Annotated in this window: 16 protein-coding genes, 1 tRNA gene and 1 pseudogene; 9 read left to right on the forward strand and 9 right to left on the reverse strand. The window is 52.4% G+C overall.

What is annotated here, in order from left to right; translation table 11 throughout:
* Nucleotides 1-178 precede the first annotated feature (178 nt).
* Nucleotides 179-2,497, reverse strand: coding sequence for an alpha-xylosidase (gene yicI, locus OGX86_RS14540; RefSeq protein ID WP_128316419.1), 2,319 nt, complete (start codon nt 2,495-2,497; stop codon nt 179-181).
* Nucleotides 2,498-2,507: 10 nt separating this feature from the next.
* Nucleotides 2,508-3,890: a glycoside-pentoside-hexuronide family transporter gene (locus OGX86_RS14545; RefSeq protein ID WP_048215282.1), complete on the reverse strand. Its 1,383-nt coding sequence runs from the start codon at nt 3,888-3,890 to the stop codon at nt 2,508-2,510.
* A gap of 290 nt (nt 3,891-4,180) precedes the next feature.
* Between OGX86_RS14545 and OGX86_RS14550 the strand changes: the two genes are divergently transcribed.
* Both OGX86_RS14550 and OGX86_RS22860 read left to right on the forward strand, forming a co-directional pair.
* Nucleotides 4,181-4,275: transfer RNA gene (locus OGX86_RS14550), tRNA-Sec, on the forward strand.
* A 106-nt stretch (nt 4,276-4,381) separates the two neighbouring features.
* A pseudogene (locus OGX86_RS22860) lies at nt 4,382-4,534 on the forward strand (SymE family type I addiction module toxin); the annotation flags it as partial.
* Nucleotides 4,535-4,671: 137 nt separating this feature from the next.
* Here OGX86_RS22860 and misL read toward each other — a convergent pair.
* The gene (misL, locus tag OGX86_RS14560; RefSeq protein WP_286640235.1) at nt 4,672-7,476 is read right to left on the reverse strand and encodes an intestinal colonization autotransporter adhesin MisL; all 2,805 of its coding nucleotides are present in this window, start codon (nt 7,474-7,476) and stop codon (nt 4,672-4,674) included.
* A 75-nt stretch (nt 7,477-7,551) separates the two neighbouring features.
* Entirely contained in the window at nt 7,552-8,169 is a 618-nt protein-coding gene (locus OGX86_RS14565) for a helix-turn-helix transcriptional regulator (RefSeq protein WP_213785861.1), read from the reverse strand.
* 577 nt (nt 8,170-8,746) lie between these two features.
* Here OGX86_RS14565 and OGX86_RS14570 point away from each other — a divergent pair.
* The 3 genes from OGX86_RS14570 to OGX86_RS14580 all read left to right on the forward strand — a co-directional run bounded on the left by OGX86_RS14570 (nt 8,747) and on the right by OGX86_RS14580 (nt 11,820).
* A complete protein-coding gene (locus tag OGX86_RS14570) occupies nt 8,747-9,520 on the forward strand; it encodes a winged helix-turn-helix domain-containing protein (RefSeq protein ID WP_071444560.1) in 774 nt (257 codons plus the stop codon).
* Nucleotides 9,517-9,981 (forward strand): YqeJ family protein, encoded by a 465-nt coding sequence (locus OGX86_RS14575; RefSeq protein ID WP_003827183.1) that lies wholly within the window; start codon nt 9,517-9,519, stop codon nt 9,979-9,981. Before OGX86_RS14570 ends, OGX86_RS14575 begins: the two co-directional genes overlap by 4 nt.
* Nucleotides 9,982-10,323: 342 nt before the next feature.
* Nucleotides 10,324-11,820 carry a C69 family dipeptidase gene (locus tag OGX86_RS14580; RefSeq protein WP_286640236.1) on the forward strand — a complete coding sequence of 499 codons (1,497 nt, stop codon included), beginning with the start codon at nt 10,324-10,326 and terminating at the stop codon, nt 11,818-11,820.
* A 36-nt stretch (nt 11,821-11,856) separates the two neighbouring features.
* On the opposite strand, the gene OGX86_RS14585 is transcribed toward OGX86_RS14580, so the two are convergent.
* A complete protein-coding gene (locus OGX86_RS14585) occupies nt 11,857-12,759 on the reverse strand; it encodes a LysR family transcriptional regulator (RefSeq protein ID WP_048215260.1) in 903 nt (300 codons plus the stop codon).
* 238 nt (nt 12,760-12,997) lie between these two features.
* Here OGX86_RS14585 and OGX86_RS14590 point away from each other — a divergent pair, with 238 nt between their 5' ends.
* On the forward strand, nt 12,998-14,005 hold the full coding sequence (locus tag OGX86_RS14590; protein WP_048215259.1) for a zinc-binding alcohol dehydrogenase family protein: 1,008 nt from the start codon (nt 12,998-13,000) through the stop codon (nt 14,003-14,005).
* Between the two features lie 16 nt (nt 14,006-14,021).
* Nucleotides 14,022-14,312, forward strand: a complete 291-nt coding sequence (locus OGX86_RS14595; protein ID WP_162623446.1) for a putative quinol monooxygenase — start codon at nt 14,022-14,024, stop codon at nt 14,310-14,312.
* A gap of 39 nt (nt 14,313-14,351) precedes the next feature.
* Here the strand turns inward: OGX86_RS14595 and OGX86_RS14600 are convergent, their stop codons facing one another.
* Entirely contained in the window at nt 14,352-15,128 is a 777-nt protein-coding gene (locus OGX86_RS14600; protein ID WP_286640237.1) for an SDR family NAD(P)-dependent oxidoreductase, read from the reverse strand.
* A 146-nt stretch (nt 15,129-15,274) separates the two neighbouring features.
* On the opposite strand from OGX86_RS14600, the gene OGX86_RS14605 reads away from it, so the two are divergent.
* Both OGX86_RS14605 and OGX86_RS14610 read left to right on the forward strand, forming a co-directional pair.
* The gene (locus tag OGX86_RS14605; RefSeq protein ID WP_286640249.1) at nt 15,275-16,219 is read left to right on the forward strand and encodes a LysR substrate-binding domain-containing protein; all 945 of its coding nucleotides are present in this window, start codon (nt 15,275-15,277) and stop codon (nt 16,217-16,219) included.
* 25 nt (nt 16,220-16,244) lie between these two features.
* Nucleotides 16,245-17,147 carry a carboxylate/amino acid/amine transporter gene (locus tag OGX86_RS14610; protein WP_003827166.1) on the forward strand — a complete coding sequence of 301 codons (903 nt, stop codon included), beginning with the start codon at nt 16,245-16,247 and terminating at the stop codon, nt 17,145-17,147.
* A gap of 28 nt (nt 17,148-17,175) precedes the next feature.
* Here the strand turns inward: OGX86_RS14610 and nlpA are convergent, their stop codons facing one another.
* The 3 genes from nlpA to dgaE form a co-directional block, all read right to left on the reverse strand.
* Nucleotides 17,176-17,994 (reverse strand): lipoprotein NlpA, encoded by an 819-nt coding sequence (gene nlpA / locus OGX86_RS14615; protein WP_234096624.1) that lies wholly within the window; start codon nt 17,992-17,994, stop codon nt 17,176-17,178.
* A 215-nt stretch (nt 17,995-18,209) separates the two neighbouring features.
* The gene (dagF, locus tag OGX86_RS14620) at nt 18,210-18,953 is read right to left on the reverse strand and encodes a 2-dehydro-3-deoxy-phosphogluconate aldolase (protein ID WP_048227346.1); all 744 of its coding nucleotides are present in this window, start codon (nt 18,951-18,953) and stop codon (nt 18,210-18,212) included.
* Entirely contained in the window at nt 18,940-20,049 is a 1,110-nt protein-coding gene (dgaE, locus tag OGX86_RS14625; RefSeq protein ID WP_167820540.1) for a D-glucosaminate-6-phosphate ammonia lyase, read from the reverse strand. Before dgaE ends, dagF begins: the two co-directional genes overlap by 14 nt.
* Between the last annotated feature and the right edge of the window lie 2 nt (nt 20,050-20,051).

Below are 20,051 nucleotides of genomic sequence, written 5' to 3' on the forward strand. Positions count from 1 at the left end.
GTGAGATATTTACGGCGCAGATCACATTTTTCGCGGGATTCAGAGTGATATCGCTCGCAAATATGGGGAGATAAAAATTTAATTCAGGATGTTTTGGATTTTCAGATCTGGAATGCTGCTCGCAGCGTGAGCCGGATAAAACGCATTGCATCGCCATCCAGCCCACGTTGAGATTTACTTACAGGGTAATCGTCAGCATATCCGCATCCGGCGTGACAACCGTTCCCCACTCACTGCCCACAGATGAGCCGCCCTTCACGCCGCTAACCTGCGTAATATTACGCAGACACAGCGTCCAGTTACGCGCTTCGCCACTTCCTTGCACGGTGATGGTATTACCCGTGCGCGTCGCCTTCAGCGTGAAGATAACCGAACCGTCAGCCGCCGGGACTTCACAAATCGCCTCCCGACCCTCCTGCAGATGGAACAGCTGGAACGCCGTCCGTTCGTGCCAGGCGTAGTCCGGCTTCTGGTTATTGCAGCCCAGCGCCAGCAGTGTATTGTCGCGCACATAAACCGGCAGACTCAGGAAGTCATGCTGCTGCTTATGCCAGCGGCTGCCCGCCACCTCGTCGTTACGCCACAGATGCGTCCAGCGTCCTTCCGGCAGATAGAACTGCACATCACCCGCCTCGCTAAACACCGGCGCAACCATCACGCTATCGCCCAGCATGTACTGGCGGTCGAGATAATCACATGCCGGATCGTCCGGGAACTCCAGCATCATTGCGCGCATCATCGGTGTTCCGAGCTCATTGGCGCGCGCCGCTTCGCGATACAGGTACGGCATCATGCGGCATTTCTGCTCAGTGAAGTAGCGCACCACGTCGCAGGATTCATCATCGTACGCCCATGGCACACGGTAGGATTTACTACCGTGCAGGCGGCTGTGGCTGGAGAGCAGCCCAAACGCACACCAGCGCTTGTAGACGTGCGCCGGGGCGGTATTCTCAAAGCCGCCAATATCGTGACTCCAGAAGCCAAAGCCGGACAGGCCGATGGACAACCCGCCACGCAGGCTTTCGGCCATTGATTCATAGTTGGCGTAGCAGTCGCCGCCCCAGTGCACCGGGAACTGTTGCGCCCCCACTGAGGCCGAACGGGCGAACAGCACTGCCTCTTCTTCACCGACGGTCTCTTTCAGCACGTTCCATACCAGTTCGTTGTAGATGTACGCATAATGGTTGTGCATTTTCTGCGGATCGGCACCGTCAAACCACTGAACGTCAGTAGGAATGCGTTCACCAAAGTCAGTTTTGAAGCAATCAACGCCGATATCCACCAGACCTTTCAACTTGTTGGCATACCACTCGCAGGCTTCAGGATTGGTAAAGTCATAAATCGCCAGGCCCGGCTGCCATTTATCCCATTGCCACAGGGAGCCGTCCGGGCGCTTGAGCAGATAACCTTTCTCTTTCAGTTCATTGAACAGCGGGGATTTCTGGCCGATATAGGGGTTTATCCATACGCAGACCTTCAGCCCTTTATCTTTCAGGCGGCGGATCATACCTTCCGGGTCAGGGAAGGTCACCGGATCCCACTCAAAGTCGCACCACTGGAAGGCTTTCATCCAGAAGCAGTCGAAATGGAAGACGTGCAGCGGCAGATTGCGCTCGGCCATCCCGTCGATAAAACTGTTCACCGTCGCTTCATCGTAATTAGTGGTGAACGATGTAGTCAGCCACAAACCGAATGACCAGGCTGGCGGCAGCGCCGGACGACCGGTAAAGCAAGTATAGCGATCCAGCACAGCTTTCGGCGTAGGGCCGTCGATGACGAAATATTCCAGATACTCGCTTTCAACGCTGAACTGCACTTTTGACACTTTCTCAGAGCCGATTTCGAACGACACGCACTGCGGGTGGTTTACCAGCACGCCGTAACCACGGTTGGTGAGATAAAACGGGATGTTCTTGTAAGACTGCTCGGTACTGGTGCCGCCATCGCGGTTCCATGTTTCCACCGTCTGGCCGTTACGTACCAGCGCAGTAAAGCGCTCACCCAGACCGTACACCGTTTCGCCAACGCCCAGATCCAGGCGTTCAAACATATAGTTTTTCCCGCTGTTGGTGTCCTGCACGTAGCCGTTATTTTTCAGCTGGCTGCCGGTAATACGTTCGCCGCTACGCAGGAAATCCAGCGACCAGAACTCGCCTTTAGTGACCCGCACGCTCAAATTACCGCTTTTCAGTTCGGCAAATTCAGCGGTGTTTTGTATCTCTACGTTGACGTCCTGCAGCACGTTCAGCGGATAGTGCGGACCGTTATCCAACGCGCCCTGGAAGTGTTCCATACGCACCCCAACCACGCCTTCCTGCGGCGAGAAAAAGCGCAGGGTGAAGAGTGGAGTATCCAGTTGCCAGGTACGTTCACGCACATCGCGCGGTGCAACGTAGACAATCATCTCGTTACCCTGCTGTTCGACCTCGAATACCTGAATCGGGTGAGTTAAATTCAGGCCAGGCTGCGTCAGCCAGTTTCCGTCGCTAATTTTCATCGTTGGTTCCTTAGTTCTGTAATTCTTTCGTCGAAAAATCCTGCTGATTGCGGTGCGCACCCTGAGCCAGCTGACTCATGATTTCCGTCAGATACGGCGTTTTCAGGGTATAGAAGCGTTTGGCAATCACGGCACTCAACAGGTAACAAATAGCCGGGACAATCGTGAACAATGCGATAATGATGCTAATGGTGGCGCTGTTCTGGGTTTTCGCTGCGGCATCGTAACCGCCGCCCGCCAGCATCCAGCCGATCATCGCCCCGCCGAGCGCCAGACCCAGCTTGAGCACGAACAGCGTGCCCGCGAAGCTGATCCCCGTCAGACGTTTTCCGTTACACCACTCGCCGTAATCAACGGTGTCGGACATCATCACCCACTGGATTGGCGTCACGAGCTGATGCAGTACGCCAATCACGAAGATGAAGGCGAACATGGTGAGATTTGCGTGCATCGGCACAAAGAACATTGCCAGACTGACGACCGCCAGCAGGGCGTTCGTCCACCAGAAGACGCTGACTTTGCATTTCCAGTCAGTCAGCGGTTTTGCCAGCGCAGAGCCGATAAGATTGCCGACGCAATAGGTGGTGAGGAAGGCGACAAACACTTCCGGGGTACCCAGAATCCAGGTGACGTAATACATCATCGCCCCGCCGCGTACGCAGACGGCAAGGATGTTGAGGATAGTCAGCAGGCCGACGATACGCCATTGGTCGTTCTGCCAGATGTCGCGCAGGTCTTCACGCATTGAGTTGCTGCTCGGCGGCGCTTCCACACGTTCTTTGGTGGTGAAGAAGCAAAATGCCAGCATCAGGAACGCCACAACCGAAAGCACGGCAATCCCGCCCTGGAAGCCCAGCGCTTTATTTTCACCGCCAATCAGATTCACCAGCGGCATCATCAGCACGGTGGAGAGCATGCCGCCCGCCGTCGCCAGCACAAAGCGCCATGACTGCAGGGAGATACGCTGCGTTGGGTCATTGGTTATCACACCGCCCAGCGCGCAGTAGGGAATATTCACCACGGTATAAAGCAGGGTCAGCAGCGTGTAAGTGATTGCGGCATAAATCATTTTGCCGTGCAGGCTGAGATCCGGCGTGCTGTAGGCGAGCACACAGACCAGACCAAATGGCAGAGCGCCAAACAGCACCCATGGGCGGAATTTCCCCCAGCGTGAACGGGTGCGGTCGGCGAGCAGTCCCATGCAAGGGTCTGAGATAGCATCCAGCGCGCGAGCCAGTAAGAACATCGTGCCGACAAAACCGGCCGGGATACCAAAAATATCGGTATAGAAGAACATCATATATAACATAACGTTATCAAAGATGATGTGGCTGGCGGCATCGCCCATGCCGTAGCCAATCTTCTCTTTAACGGACAAAATCTCACTTTTCATTACGCATCCTTGTTAGCACTTTCACACGCACTGATACCGGTTACAGTTCTTGTAAACCATCCCTGTGAGCGCGGGTATTCCGATATCTCGTTATCAAATTACGATTCTTGTTTTCTGTGATCAGAGTAGCGTCAAAAAATGTGTCTAAGTGTAAGTAATGGATTTTGCGGGGATTTATTTGAAACTGGTCATGGTATGGAGAAACGGAAGTTAAAAAAGTGAGTGAGGGGGTGTGGAAACGTTTGGAAGTAGCTATAATGCGCCCCGCCTCCATGTAGCAATCGAGGCGCGGAAGATCGTCATCTCCGGTGAGGTGGCTGGACTTCAAATCCAGTTGGGGCCGCCAGCGGTCCCGGGCAGGTTCGACTCCTGTGATCTTCCGCCAAAGTTCCTATCTTATTCCAGTCATTTGCCATATTTTCTCTGCTCAAAAGGCTTTCATGATTCTCGTCCGAAATTATCCTTTCCGGCAGGTAACTACGCGCAGTTGGTTTGATACCGGGCAACAGATTAGCGTAAAAGTGATGAACGGCTGTATCGTCCTGATGGTCTATGGCGAACAGTAGCAACGATTGCAGGATGAGCTGAAAGAGGCCAATCAGAAGCTGAATAGAATTGAGAGCACGCTGGCGACTCTTCAGTGAAGCAAGGCTGAACCTGCAAGCATTACTTACAGCTTAACCAGGTGCCGGATGGCGCTTGCGCTTATCCGGCCTACGATTCCCCCAAAAAACAAAGCCGCCGATCGGTGAATCAGCGGCTTTTCCATTACTCACTTACATTAGAAATTATATTTCACGCCGAGCATACCGCGGGTATCGCTGTAGCCTTTGTCGCCGACTTGTTGGGCCACGTTGCTCCACACGTTGAGTCGCGGAGTGATTTGACCTTCAACGCCGACTTTCAGCTCGCCGATGTTTTTGGTGCCGCGCATGTCATTGCTCACATCGTCCATCTTCACGCTGGTCGTCTGCGTGTTGTGGATCCAGTTGGCTTCAACAAACGGCTGGAACTCGCGAGATTTACCGTCGTCGATGGCGTTGTGACCATTAATAAAGGCTTTCACACCCAGACGGGTCATCAGGTTGCCGTCGGTGTTGTCCTTCACGCGGGTACCGTTCGCTTCGCGGTGACTGTCGGCCTGCACGTCCATCCATACCACTTGCGCTTTCGGTTGCAGCCAGTAGCTGTTGCGCTCGCTTTCGCCCAGTTTGAAGCTGTAACCGGCTTCAACCGAAGCGGTTATCCCGCTGGATTTGTATTTCTCTGCTGCCTGCTCCTGGCCCATCACTTTGTTATCAAACCAGTTATACAGCGCCCAGGTATCTACGTAGGTGCCGGTCTTGTCGGCGTCATTGGCATACCATGTGCCGTACAACCCCACGCTGTAACCGGTGACCTGGCCACGTGAATGGTAGCCGGTCAGGCTGGACCGCGTACGGTTCTGGCTGTTGGCATAACCGGCCATCGCGCCGAGGTGCCAGCGGTCAAGACCGTCGCTACTCCACTGCGCCAGGTCGCCGCCTAGCTGCATCACATAGCTGTTGCTTTGGGTTTTCAACTGCCCGCTACCGTCTTTGAAGCGGGTATGCGCCCCAACGTTACGCATCCACAGGCTGGTAACTTTCTTCTCGCCTGTCAGCATATCGACGTACTGCGTTTCACCCAGACGATCGTGCAGTCGGGTCATAAACAGCGTGTTAGCCGCATAGTTGTTCGCCAGATAACTGCCTGCTTCCGGACGGTATTGCTGCTCAGTGACAGGAGGCGCAACAGGTTCTTCCGGCTCAGGGATAATCGGGTCTACAGGATCGACCGGGTCTGGATCAATAGGGTCAACCGGGTCCGGATCAACAGGGTCAGGGTCATGCGGATCGACGGGGTCCGGGTCTTCCGGATCCGGCGGAGCAGGAATAAAGCTGGTCAGATACCAGTTACTGCCTTTCTGCACAACGTTATAGTCGTACGCTCCGGCAACAATACGGCCCGCTTTCTCAAAAGTACCGTCAGAATTACCGGCCACTTCGATGATCTCAATACCTTCAATGGTCTGCGCCCCGGTTCCGCCAATGTTATTCACCGCCACAAACGCATTACCCGCGGTGTTGCCGAGCACTTTCAGCTTGTCGGTTTCGGAGGTATCGTCATTCAGGACAGTATTGAAAACCAGTTTGCCGCCGTTCCCGGTAAAATCTTCATTGATGGTAAGCGTCTGCCACGGTTCGCCGTCAGCATGCCCAAAGTTCACCACTGACCCGCCGTTCAGCGTCAGGTCGGTGAGCGTTGAGCTGTTAGTCATGTTCCAGGTCGCGTCGCTCATTTGCAGCGAGATAACGCCCGTCCCGGCAGTGGCGCTGGTGATATATGACGCCCCGCTCCACAACGAGTTGTCGGTCATGTTGAGCTTAATGGTACTGTTTTGCTGCGGCAGGCTGCTGGTTGCAGCAGTCGCGCCAGCGGCATGAAGATCGCCGTCGATAAGAAAACGCCCGCCAGTAGAACCGTCTACTATGCCGCCCGTTTCAGTGCTGATGGCATAACTTTCGTTGCTGTGATCGCCCGCCATGGTAATGGCGGCACCGCCTGCCAGGTTTATCGCCCCGCGTGAAGTCGCATACAGGCCGCGTGGCGCTTTGCTGTATGACGCCGCTTTCGCCGAACTGTTCACGTTGATCGTTGCGTTTTCACCGAGATTCACGGTCGCGTTGGTGGAATAAACCGCATGTGCGCTGACGCCGTTGACCGTAATCGTCGCGTTGTTGCCCAGTTCCGTTTTGGACGATGAGGCGGCATAAATTCCTGTTGAAGAAGCACCCGAAGTCTCAATGGTGGCGTCATTGCCAAGCAGTATAAAGGAACCGCTCTGCCCGGTGCGAAGACCCTCTGAACTGTCACCTGTCGTCACAATGTGTGCCCGGTCGCCGACCACAATTGTATTTTTGGCCTGCGTGGCGTCTTTCATCGCGTTTGCCGTGATACCACGTCCCTGGGAACCGGTGGTTTGAATATACAGATCGTCGCCGACGTAAATGCTGGCCGAGCCCTTCCAACCCTGGCTATAGGAGTTGTAACCGGCGTTAATACCGTCACCATCCTGACCGTCCACATAAATACTGGTGCGATCCCCGGTGATGATAAAGACCGGGTTATCCGGCGTATTGGCCCCGTGCGTGCGGATACCGTCAACATCTTTACCATTATTGGCGGCATTCTTCGACTGCGTGCGAATCGTCAGGTCGTCCCCAAAAATAACGCCCGGACTACCCGTTGTACTGTTCTGAATAACGGTAACAGAGTGCTCAAAAGCTTCAGCGCCGGGTCCATTAATCGTTAATCCATTGCCATAAACGGGAATCGTGCCCGCACTCCATTGATAAACATAATTCGGCATGGCGCTGGTTTTAGCGAAACTGGTATTTGCCTGCGCTGGAATTATTGCCTGCAATTCCGGGGGCAGACTGCTAACCAGTCCGGTGGAGGGTAGACTATCAACGTCAACCCATGCCGCTTGAGCTGAAAATACCATAGAGGTTAATGCGGCTGAAACCGCTATGGCAATACGAGAATAAGATTTGGGATTTGGCATATTAGCCTCCTGCTTTCAGGCGTAGAGCGTCCACCACATCGCAAGGATGTGAAAATAATAAAATTCAAAAAAACGTTATAAAATATTCGACAATATTTGATGAATACTATGGCCTAACTTATCTTCAAGCCTGAGCTTGTAGACATATATTTTCTTAATATCGATATTATCTATTTTGGTAATTTGCTGAATACTTTTCCCTGACATAAAACGCTTCAGTAATATCATTTCAGTATAGTTAAGTGAGCGTCCACGTTTGCTGTTAGCGAGATGACCAGTAAAGAGTCGCCTAATTTTCTGATGTTGAACTTCGTCATCATCATCAGAATATATAATCCCTTGTATTTTATTGCTTTTGGACAGCCAGTAGTTGGCTAACGGCGCCAGGTTCCTATCTGCTATCAACACAATATGCATACCGCTGTAGGCAAGCCGGTCAACCCATTGCGGGTCGGCAAACAAGCGCAGATTCGGGAAAGAAAAGTCCACAAAAATAAACCCACGCGACAAATGGTTTTGATTATTAAGAAGAAGCTTTTCAATAATTCCTTTTTGCAGAAAACCATTCCCCTCAGGCCAGATCGCAAAAGCGGCACGGTGGCAGTAACTGGCGCGAACCGCAGTATCCGGAAATAATTGACAGGATAATTCACAGCTTATGCAACGAACAGTCTGTGACGGTGATCTCTTCATCAAAAATGACTCCTGTTATTTTTCCATAAATATTTCATTGGTAAATAAATGTGTCAATCCAACACGTAGTACGTTCCTTGTCAGTTAATAACAGTGGCGCTAATAAAATGTAATAAACTCCTGATGTACTAATATGTATGGTCTGTGAGTAATACGATTGCGCTAAGCTTATTTAAGCTTTATCTCAGAATAACAACCTATGCATTAGGAATTTTATGCATAAATTCAGATTCCAGGATAAACAGTAAAAAAGCACTATTTGCTAAAAAATAACCTGCATAAAAGTTACTTACTAATTACGTAATTCTGATAACTCAATCACCCTTGTCATGTTGTGGACAAATATAAAGATAATTCAGATAAAACTGTAATGAATTCTCATTATTTAACCTTAGTTAATTCTCACCTAAGAAATAAGATTGCTAACACGTTGTATTTAAAGAGATTTTAATGAATAAGTGAAATTCTTATCTTCGTTCACGAACAAAGAGTGAGGCGCATTTTCGATTTAGATGTAAAATTTAAAGGATGCGTTAGCGCACGCTGTGATTCGTTTTGGTTACTGAGGGCTGGGCAATTGTACCTTATCAATCAGTTGGTCGAATTTAATCCTGATAGCAAAAGTCTGGTCAATCGTCAGACCGGGCGAGCAATTCAGCTCCAGCTCCCTGCTTCGCTCTGTTTTCTCTATTTAATTACTCACGCAAGTGACATTGTTTCCCAGAACACGTTGATGACAATTGGTTGGGGTGAAAGAAATAATGTGACCACCACCAACACATTTTACCAGGCTATTCTGACGCTACGAAACGCGCTGGCGGACGTGGGGTTGCCTCGTGATACGGTGAAAACTATTTCCCGACGCGGGCTCAGATTAAATGAGAATACGCAAGTAGAGACAATAACGCTTCAACAGAGTGAAGTTTCCCCGTCGCCGGTTATTGAAGAAATCACCCCCGCAAAGATAATTCCTTCGACACCACAACAAACGACGCAGATACCCTGGTTTGAGGTTTTATTTAGCGCCAGTGCCGTGATTGCCACGTTGATCATCTGGCTGGTGTGGTATCAAACGCGCCCTGTTATGCCGTTTAGTAAATTTGTCCAGGCTTCCATGCAGACGCCATCGCGGCAAAATTGCAAAATCTATTACTCACCAAATGAACACGACCAGCAAGGCTATTTCAATCTGATGCAGTTACATCCCTATCTCTGTGAAAACAACAAGCACGTGTTTCTTACCGGTTACAGCAAAGCGGAAAGGATCGTGGCATTTGTCTGTGATAAAGATGCACGGGTGGATGCTAACGCATTTTGTTCTACTCATTATTACTGGATGCGCGGGCAATGAAAAAAACACGCCACCTTATAGTGCTCGTGGCCGGGCTGGTTACTGTGCTCGGTTCAGGCGGATGGTTATGGCATTCACGCTATGCCGACAAACCGCTGAATTGCATCGGTAACATGGAATGGAATATTGGCAGCAACCGCTTTACGGGTACGTTATCGTTTCGGATGTACAACAGTGAAGGCCTGGCCACTATTACCGGCAAACTGTACGGGCGTAATACCTCAGACATTAGCAGGAACATCTATTTTAACTACACCCAAAAGCGCGATGCCCGAGTGCTACAGGCGATGCAGGTCGTCAAAACCTTCGCTGACACCGCTGATGAAGCGGATATTAACGACACATTACCTGGATTTTACCGCCAAAGCGGACGAAGCCTGAGCCTGGTCATGGAGGAGTATAAAGGTGCATGGATTTTTGCCAGCTCCAATGTGCCCTCGCTGTATTGCCGCAAAAGGTAGCGTCATATCCGGAAACAAAAAGTACGGCCCCTCAATGAAATTCACATTTGTCATCATTGACTTACGCGACATGGGTCACTGAATCCACACATAACCCATTGCTATTCTTCATCGCGAATCAGGAAACATCCTGAATATCATAATATCCGTTGCGTAATAATTAAGCGAAATGGGCGTTATATTTTGCCCAGAAGACTTCAACCTACGGATGGATATTTGGAGAAGACGTGGGCAGGGGCGTTTATCTCTCTCGCGAGCAATGTCTGAGCGTTCAGGCGTTATCGCATTTCAGGAAACGGTGTGTTTCCGGTGTATTTTTGGCGTACATATGAGGGATACGTAATGTTTACTTTTAAAAAGTGCCTGATTGCACTTTCTATAAATTTGGCCGTTGTTTCATCAGGTTTTGCTTGTACGACCCTGCTGGTCGGCAACGAAGCATCAGCGGACGGCTCCATGCTGGTCGCCCGTAGCGCAGACAGCGATGCCCTGAAAGCACAGCATTTTGTCATTCATCCGGCAAAGCAAAATCAGACCGGGGTATACAGCACCAAAGCACATAATGGTGCGAATGATTTTACCTGGCCACTGCCGAAAAACTCTCTGCGTTATACCACTGTCCCAAACTGGAAAACCCAACTGCACGGCGCGACCGGATTTAACGAGCTGGGTGTCGGCGTGAGCGGTACAGAATCCATTTTTGCCTCACCGAAAGCACTGGCCGCCGACCCGTACGTTGAGGATAAAGGGATCACCGAAGACGATATCCCGGATATTCTGCTGTCACAAAGTAAAACCGCACGTGAAGCTGTGGCGCTGTTGGGCCATATCGTTGAGACCGTCGGCGCAGGCGAAGGTTTTGGCGTTGCCGTCGTCGACGATAACGAGATCTGGTACCTGGAAACCGGTAGCGGCCACCAGTGGATGGCGCAGCGTCTGCCGAATAACCAGTATTTTGCCACCGGTAATCAGGGCCGGTTACAGGATTACGATCCTAAAAATCCGGACATGATGGCGTCAAAAAACCTGATTCAATTTGCGACTGAAAAAGGGCTGTACGATCCGGCGAAAGACGGTAAATTCAACTTCTCCAAAGCCTATACCCGTGATGACGAGCGTGACCGCACGTATAACGACCCTCGCGTATGGACCATCCAGAAAGAGTTCAATCCTTCCGTAAATCAGGATATGGCCAAAGGGCGCGAATTCCCGGTCTTCATGACGCCAGAGAAGAAAATGACGCTGGACGATGTGAAAGCCGTGTTGCGTAGTCACTATGAAGGGACCAGCCATGACCCGTACACCAACGGTCTGAACGGCAAAGAGCCATGGCGTCCGGTCAGCGTTTTCCGTACCTATGAAGCGCACGTTATGCAGGTCCGTCCGTGGTTGCCAAAAGAGATTGGTGAAACGACCTACATTGGCCTGGGCATGGCTGACCTCACCGCCTTCGTTCCGTACTACAGCAGTCTGAAAGCGTATCCGGCTAACTACACGATGGGTACCGATAAAGCGGACGATCAGTCTATCTACTGGAAATATCGTAAATTACAAACGCTGACGATGACCGATTATCCGAAGCTCGCACCAATCGTCAAAAAAGCCTACAAAGCGTGGGAAGACAAAGTGGCGAAGGAGCAAAAAGAGGTCGAAGCAGAGTATCTGAAGATGGCGAAAACCGATAAACCCGCCGCGGATAAGATGCTGAATGACTTCAACCTGCGCATCATGGCCGACGCCGAGAAGCTGACGGAAGATCTGACTAATCAGCTCTTTACCATCCGCACTAAAGACATTCAGTCTGATATTTTCTTTGCGAATGCAACGAAAAAAGACTGAGTAACGACGCGATAGTATTCTGGCGTAAAGCGCTTATTAGCTTTGCGCCAGCATTTCACACCGTGCCTTCACCGCCTCGTGCAGAAGGCGTACCGCGGTTGAAAGCTGCTTCCGATGCGGGCAAATCATATTCAGCGGGACTTTCTCTCCCTGATAATCCGGCATCAGCAGTTGTAATCGACCGTCACGCACATCCTCGCTGACATCCAGCCACGACTTGTACGCCACACCTTCTCCGGCAATCGCCAGGCGCCGGATCACTTCCGCATCGTCACTCATAATGGTGCCGTTAACCTGCACACTGCTGACCTCGCCGTTGCGCGTAAACGTCCAGCGATCGTGCAGGCGGCCGCGTAATACGAAAGTCATGGCGTTGAGCTGTGTTAAATCATCCAGTTTTTGCGGCGCGCCGTTTTGCTCAACCCATTCCGGTGATGCCACCAGCACGCGTCGGTTACCCGGTGCAACCGGCAGCGCAATGTAAGACGCGTCTTCGGTGTTGCCATAGCGAAACGCAACATCGACGGGGTCTTTAAAGACATCCGTTACCTGGTCGGAGAAAAAAATCCGCAGGCGCAGCGCGGGATAGCGGCGTCGAAACGACTGAAAGACCGGTAGCAGCAGGTTACGACCGAGATCGGAAGGCACGGCGATTTGCAGCGTGCCTGACACTTCATCTTCCGGGGTCTGAATTTTTTGCAGCCCGGCATGCATTACATCCAGCATCTGGCGGGCATAGGGTAACCAGACTTCACCTTCTGGTGTCAGGCGCAGGCTGCGCGTGGAGCGGGCGAACAAGCGGATAGCCAACGTAGACTCCAGGCGCTTGATAGCTGAACTGACCTGAGCAGGCTGAACGCCGACTTCGCGCGCAGCATCACTAAAACTATTCAGCGCCGCGGCGCGGACAAACAACGTGAGATCTTCAAGCCGGAACATTTTCACTCCCCGAGTATAAGTCCTGTCGCCGTAGGGCTATTTTTCCCGTTCTGTTACCGGTTTACCATCAAATTATATCAACAGATATACCCTAAATAATTCGAGTTGCATGAAGGCAGCAAGAGAGTGAATCTCCAGGAGCATAGCAAACTATGTGACTGGGGTGAGCGAACGTAGCCAACGCACATGCAGCTTGAAGTATGACGGGTATAAACTGATTCCTGTGACCGGAGAGAATATGAAAGCCATCGCCATTACCCGCGCCGCGACCGACGGCAATAACATTGAATTTTTACAAGAGATTGACCTGCCCATGCCAGTTGCTACCGGGCACGATCTGCTGGTTGAAGTGAAAGCCATTTCCGTCAACCCCGTTGATACCAAGGTCCGCGAAGGTTTTAACGCTGATGTGCCGCGTGTGCTGGGCTGGGATGCCGTTGGCGTGGTGAAGTCCGTGGGCGAAGCCGTCACCCTGTTCGCACCCGGCGATGAAGTCTGGTACGCCGGAGCGCTCGGCCGCGCTGGCAGTAACAGTGAATTTCAGCTGGTTGATGAACGTATTACCGCGCTGAAGCCAAAAACACTGGATAATGCTTCTGCTGCGGCGCTGCCACTGACCGCTATCACCGCCTGGGAAATGCTGTTCGACCGTCTGGGCGTTGAGGAAAATGGCAATGAAGATGATGTGTTATTGATTGTTGGCGCGGCTGGCGGCGTCGGTTCTATTCTGACGCAACTGGCCAGTAAGCTGACCAAAATGACCGTCATCGGTACCGCATCACGTCCGCAGAGCCAGAAATGGGTACGTGAAGCGGGCGCTCATCATGTGATTGACCACAGCAAGCCGTTGACGGAAGAGCTGGCACGGATAGGCATTAAAGAGGTGACGCACGTTGCCAGCCTGAACAATACCGAGCAGCACTATTCGCAAATTATTGCCGCACTGGCGCCGCAGGGCAAACTGGCGCTGATTGACGATCCGCAAACTCTCGATGCGCGCCCGCTGAAGGCCAAAAGCATTTCGCTACATTGGGAGTTTATGTTTACCCGTTCGATGTTCACAACCCACGACATCATTGCTCAGCATCAGTTACTGACCCGCGTGGCGCAGCTGATCGACGACAGCACCCTTCGTACCACGCTGGGCGAACATTTTGGCGCGATTACCGCGGCAAATCTGCAAAAAGCCCACACGCAAATTGAAACCGGCCGCTCGGTTGGCAAGATTGTGCTGGAGGGGTTTTAACATGTCTGATTCTGACGTGATTTCAATTATTGCGGTACTGAAAGCCAAACCGGGGAAAATCGACGCACTGAAACAGGCGCTACAAGCTCTGCTGCTGCCCACGCGCCGGGAGCCGGGCAATATTGAATATGCCCTGTTCCAGTTACGCGACACGCCGGATGTGTTCTACGTGCGCGAATCCTGGCGCGGTCAGGCCGGTCTGGATGAGCATATCGCTCTGCCACATTTCCAGGCGTTCATTCTACAAATGAACGATCTGCTAGCCGAACCGCTACGGCTGGATTATCTGACGCCGATTGAGCCTTAATGTCTCGACACTCCCCCGCAGCTGTGCGGGGGATTTCCATCAGCCATTACGTCCGGCCATAACACCGCCATCCACATCCCAGATAGCGCCAGTTACCCATTGCGCTTTGTCTGACAACAGGAACGCGACGGATTCAGCCACATCACGCGGCGTACCAACCCGACCAATCGGATGGAAGCTGTCAAAGCTGCTCATCACACCTTGTACGTCTTCTTTCGGGATAAATCCTTCGTAGATAGGTGTATGCACAACTGCTGGCGAAACGGCATTGACGCGGACCCCATTCGCCCCCAGCTCGATGGCCAGATTTTTAGTTAATGCATGCAGGCCCGCTTTTGCCATTGAGTACGCTGAAGAAGGTGTTGCGCCAATTGCCTGTTGTGCCCACATCGAACCAATATTCACGATGGCACCCTGGATGTTAGCCGCCACCATATTACGCACGACATCGCGGGTGATAAAAAACGTCGCGCGGTTGAGGCTCATGTACAGTTCATAATCTTCAACTTCATGATCAGTGAAAGGTTTTGGGAAGAAAACCCCAGCTGCATTTACTAACAGGTTGATGTCTTTGTGCTCAGCATTCACCGTTGCCATCACCTGCTTAACGCCCGCTTCTGACATCAGATCCGCCACAATGACAGAGACGTCACCCAGCTCCGCCAACGCCTGATGGGCCTGTTCCGCTTTCTCGGCACGATTGCCAACCAGCACCACTCGACCACCACCCTGGAGGATCAGTTTTGCGGTTTCAAATCCGATACCACTGGTACCGCCCACCACTAACAGTTTTTTGCCGACAAATAATGTGTTCATCGCTAGCCTCGTTTCAAGTATTCGTTAATGCGCTAACAATGCCACTCCCCTGAGGCGCTGACGAATGAGAAGAAATAGCGAACCGAGAAAGAAAATCTATCTCGATGGCATATACTGAAGATATTCACAAAACGGGAAATGACCTGATGCGCTCGCTTAATCGGCTTAAATGGTTACACGCTTTTGAGGCCACAGCCCGCCACGGCAGTTTTACTGGTGCGGCGCAGGAACTGGGGGTCACTCCGGCTGCCGTTGGGCAACTGGTTCGTGCGCTGGAAGACTGGGTTGGCCACCCGCTGCTGCATCGAACCCGTTCAGGCAAAGAGCGTCTCACGCTGGTCAGCGAAGCACAGTACGCGTTGCGTGAAATAACCCAAGGACTGGATAGCCTGGAATCTGGGCTGAACAAGTTACGCGGCCGACGGGCGCGCTCGGTGGTGATCATCACGGCCTCTCAGGTACTGGTGATGAACTGGCTGATGAGCCGCCTCAATCGCTTCTCACAAGCGCATGAAAACATAGAATTACGCTTGAACGTGACGGAAAAGCTGATGGATGTTGCTCATGGCGAAGCGGATCTGGGCGTACGTTGCGGTAAAGGCGACTGGCCTGGGGTAAATAAAACCTGGCTGATGGATGAAGAAGCGGTTCTGGTTTGTAGCCCGCGTATTGTGCCAGTAGATAAAATTTCCTGTGGAGAATGGTTGGCCGCACAGAAGCTTATCCATGATGACACTCCCCACCCCGGCGCCAATTTCCCGGGCTGGAATGATGTCCTGACCGCCACCCAGGCACCTGCCGTTTGCGACAGTGGATTGCACATCAACTCTACCTCTGCGGTGATTCTGGCGGCGCTCAGCGGTCAAGGTGTCGCCATTGTGCGTAGAGCATTGGTGCAGCAGCTACTGACAGACGGACAACTGGTTCAGCTTCATCCCAACACCCGCTGGCCTCTGGCGTGGTCTTACTACATTGTTACGCCACAGCACGCGGTAATGCGTCCGGAGGTAAAAGTCTTTAATGACTGGCTGATTGCGGATGTGCTGGCAGAAATCACAACCATCTCTGCTATGATGCCTGCACACAAATAAAACAAAACAACATGCCGAGGGAAAGATGAGTTCCACCAGAAGAGGGATGATGAACGTCCTGATTGCCGCCGTATTGTGGGGAAGTTCAGGCGTTTGCGCGCAATACATCATGGAGCAAAGCCAGATGTCGTCGCAGTTTCTGACCATGACGCGCCTGATTTTCGCCGGGCTCATTCTGCTGATGCTCTCTTTCGTTCACGGCGACAAAGTGTTCTCCATTATCAAAAACCGCAAAGACGCCATCAGCCTGCTGATTTTTTCCGTGGTTGGGGCGCTCACCGTACAGCTAACCTTTCTGCTGACTATTGAAAAATCCAACGCCGCCACCGCGACGGTGCTGCAATTTTTGTCACCGACCATAATCGTGGCGTGGTTTTCCGTGGTGCGCAAAGCACGACCGGGGATTTTAGTTCTGACTGCGATCTTCACATCGCTTATCGGCACCTTCTTGCTGGTCACCCACGGTAACCCGACGTCGCTGTCTATCTCACCTGCCGCGCTGTTCTGGGGAATTGCCTCGGCGTTTGCCGCCGCGTTCTACACCACCTACCCCTCAACGCTTATCGCGCGCTACGGCACGCTGCCAGTTGTCGGCTGGAGTATGTTAATCGGCGGGATGATCCTGCTGCCGTTTTATGCCGGACAGGGCACTAATTTCGTGGTGAATGGCAGTTTGATTCTGGCGTTTTTCTATCTGGTGGTCATCGGCACGTCGCTGACGTTTAGCCTGTACCTGAAAGGCGCGCAGATGATTGGTGGACCGAAAGCGAGCATTTTAAGCTGCGCGGAACCGTTGAGCAGCGCATTGCTGTCCCTGCTGCTGTTAGGTATTACCTTTACCCTGCCAGACTGGCTGGGCACGCTTTTGATCCTCTCTTCGGTAATACTTATCTCAATGGACTCACGTCGCCGCGCCAGAGCGGTTTAACACCAACCGGCGCGGCAAAAGGTCATGATTACCAGCCCGGAACCGCGCCACCGTTAAAGATAGTTTCTGCCGCCTTCGCCACTTCAAGTGACTGATAAGATTGCAGGAACTCTTTCACATTCTCGGCATCTTTGTTGTCTTCTCGCGCCACCAGAATGTTCACATACGGTGAGTTTTTGTCTTCAATAAATACGCTGTCATGTACCGGGGAAAGCCCGGTTTGCTGGATGTAGGTGGTACTGATAATCGCCACATCCACTTTCTGATCGTCCAGTACACGCGGCAACTGCGCACCTTCCAGTTCCATAATTTTCAGATGCCGCGGATTATCAGTGATATCCAACGCTGTTGGCAGCAGGCCGGTATCCGCTTTCAGCGTAATTAACTTCTCTTTTTGCAGCAGCAACAGCGCCCGGCCCAGATTGGTAGGATCGTTAGGTATCGCAATCGTTGCACCGTCTTTTAGTTCAGCGACAGTTTTGATTTTCTTCGAATAACCAGCCATCGGGAACACAAAGGTATTGCCCACTGCGACCAGCTTATAGCCGTGTGCTTTATTATCTTGTTCAAGGAACGGGCGATGCTGGAAGACGTTGGCATCCAGCTCACCATGATTGGTGGCATCGTTGGGCAGCAGAGAACCGCTAAAACCCACCAGTTCCACCTCCAGACCATATTTTTCTTTAGCGACTTTCTTCGCGACCTCCGCTACATCCTGCTCAGCACCGTTAATTACACCCACTTTGATATGCTTTGCATCACTGCTCTGTTGATCGCATCCTGCCAGCAATAATCCCGCCAGTAATACCGCCGCCCCGGCCCCGAAATAAGGTATCTTCAGCTTCACGTTTTATCCTTTTGCAATAACCGCCTGATGAGTAATGAAATGACTATAGCGGGAAGGCCGCTGCGGTTTAAAAAACGAAAAAGCATCAGCAAGAAGAAAAAAGCATAAAGCAGACATATGGACAAAAATGCCCGATAGCGCTTACGCTGACCGGGCTGGTGACATGAGGTTATCTGTAGGCCGGATAAGCGAAGTGCCATCCGGCGATAGCAACATCACACCAGGGTTTTAACTATCTCCATCAACCTGACGACGTCTGCAGGCCGGGTATTACCGGTCTGTGGGTCGATAATCGAGCTGTAAACATGCGGCATGACGCGCGGTACTCCCGCCTCCAGACAGGATTGCAGGATAACGCCGAAGTTATCGAGATCGATACCGCCGGTCGGTTCAATCAGCGTCATGCCGTTTCTCGCCGCTGTCGTCGCCAGTGCATATAGCTCAGGCAGCGACTGTTCACCGCCCATTGGGAAGAACTTCGCCGCATGGGCTCCTGAATCCAACATCATACGGACCGCTGCATCGCAGGAAACGCGGGCTGGCGTGCCCTGGCTGCTGCTGACGCCGGTCGAGATCAACACGTCCCCCGGCGTGCCACTGGGACTGACTAACGCGTTGATATGGGTCTGTTCACCGCCCGTTGCCGCCAAGGCGCCTGCCGCAAACCCGCAACCGGTAAAGGTCTGGTTGACGTGTGCTGGATGTACCTGTGAGGCAATCATCGCCGCTTTGTAATACTGCGCCGGGTCACCGGCCCCCAACCCCACAGAAATCGACGGCACGTCGTTCATCCAACGTTTTACTTCCAGAATACCTTCCTCAACCGAGGAAAACTGCGCCGAAAGAATGCCGATCACCGCGTGGCCTTCGGCAGCATCATAGATTTCCCGCGCATTGGCGATATCCTTCGCCAGCACGTTAATAGCCACTTTATTACGATAAAAATTAATGTGTTGCATGTTCTGCAATCTCCTTTAATCGGGCCACGATCAGCGCCATTTCCCCTTCTGCGACCGTACGCGGGTCAAGGCTAAAGACGCCCTGATGAAGGTTGTAACGGCGAGCGTAGATCGCGATATCGCCCTCACGCAGGTGCGCTTCTACAGCGTAAGCATCCATTCCCAGCACCTGCGCATTCACCCGAATACGAATCCGCCAGATGGCGCGTCCGGCCTCATCCTGCTCGATATCCGCATCCAGTCCGCGAATCTCTGAAATCGCCTGCGCCACGGGGCGGAGCTCTTCGGCAGTGACTACGGTTTGTCCCTGATGGTAGTTTTCCAGGGCATACACCAACCCAACCATATTCTCTTTACCGATTTTCATCGCCCGGGCAATCCCGTGGTGCTGCGCTTTACACGCGGCAATCCACTGTTTCTTCCCGGTGATAAATCCGGAGGTCGGCGCGTTAAAGGCTTTTGCCCCGCTGTAGACCACCATATCCGCCCCGCTCGCCACCCATGCGTGTAAATCCTCCTCGGCGGCAGCATCGACAATCAGCGGCAGGTTGTGAACCTGCGCGATCTGCACAAAATCCGCAATGCTCAACATCCCCTTCTGCACGCAGTGGTGCGATTTCACGTACAGCAGCGCGGCGGTGCTATCGGTAATCGCGCTCTCCAGCTGCCAGCGGGCCGCCAGATTACTTGAGCCAACCTCCACCACCCGCCCGCCGCCCAAACGGATGGCGCTGGTGATGGGCGCACCGTAGTCAACGTTATGCCCGCGCAGCATGACCACTTCATTGGCCATACCTGCGCTGTCCGGCATCAGCGAGACTCGCGCCTGGTCGCCGCGAGTAATGGCGGCGGCAACAGCGATAGCAATGCCCGCCGATGCACAGGAGGTGACATAGCTGTCTTCAGCCCCGGTGTAGCGGGAAACCAGTTCTCCAGTTCTGTCCACCAGCCGATCAATTTCAACAAAGGCTGAAGCAGCCCGCGCGGTGGCCTGCATTACTTCCGGCGCTACGCTGGAAACACCCAGAATAGTCATCTTGCCGCAGGCGTTAATGACCTGTTTTAGCCCCAATTGTTGGTAGATATTCTGTGTCATGG

Source organism: Citrobacter sp. Cpo040 (assembly GCF_030332915.1).
GTDB classification, from domain to species: Bacteria; Pseudomonadota; Gammaproteobacteria; order Enterobacterales; family Enterobacteriaceae; genus Citrobacter; species Citrobacter portucalensis.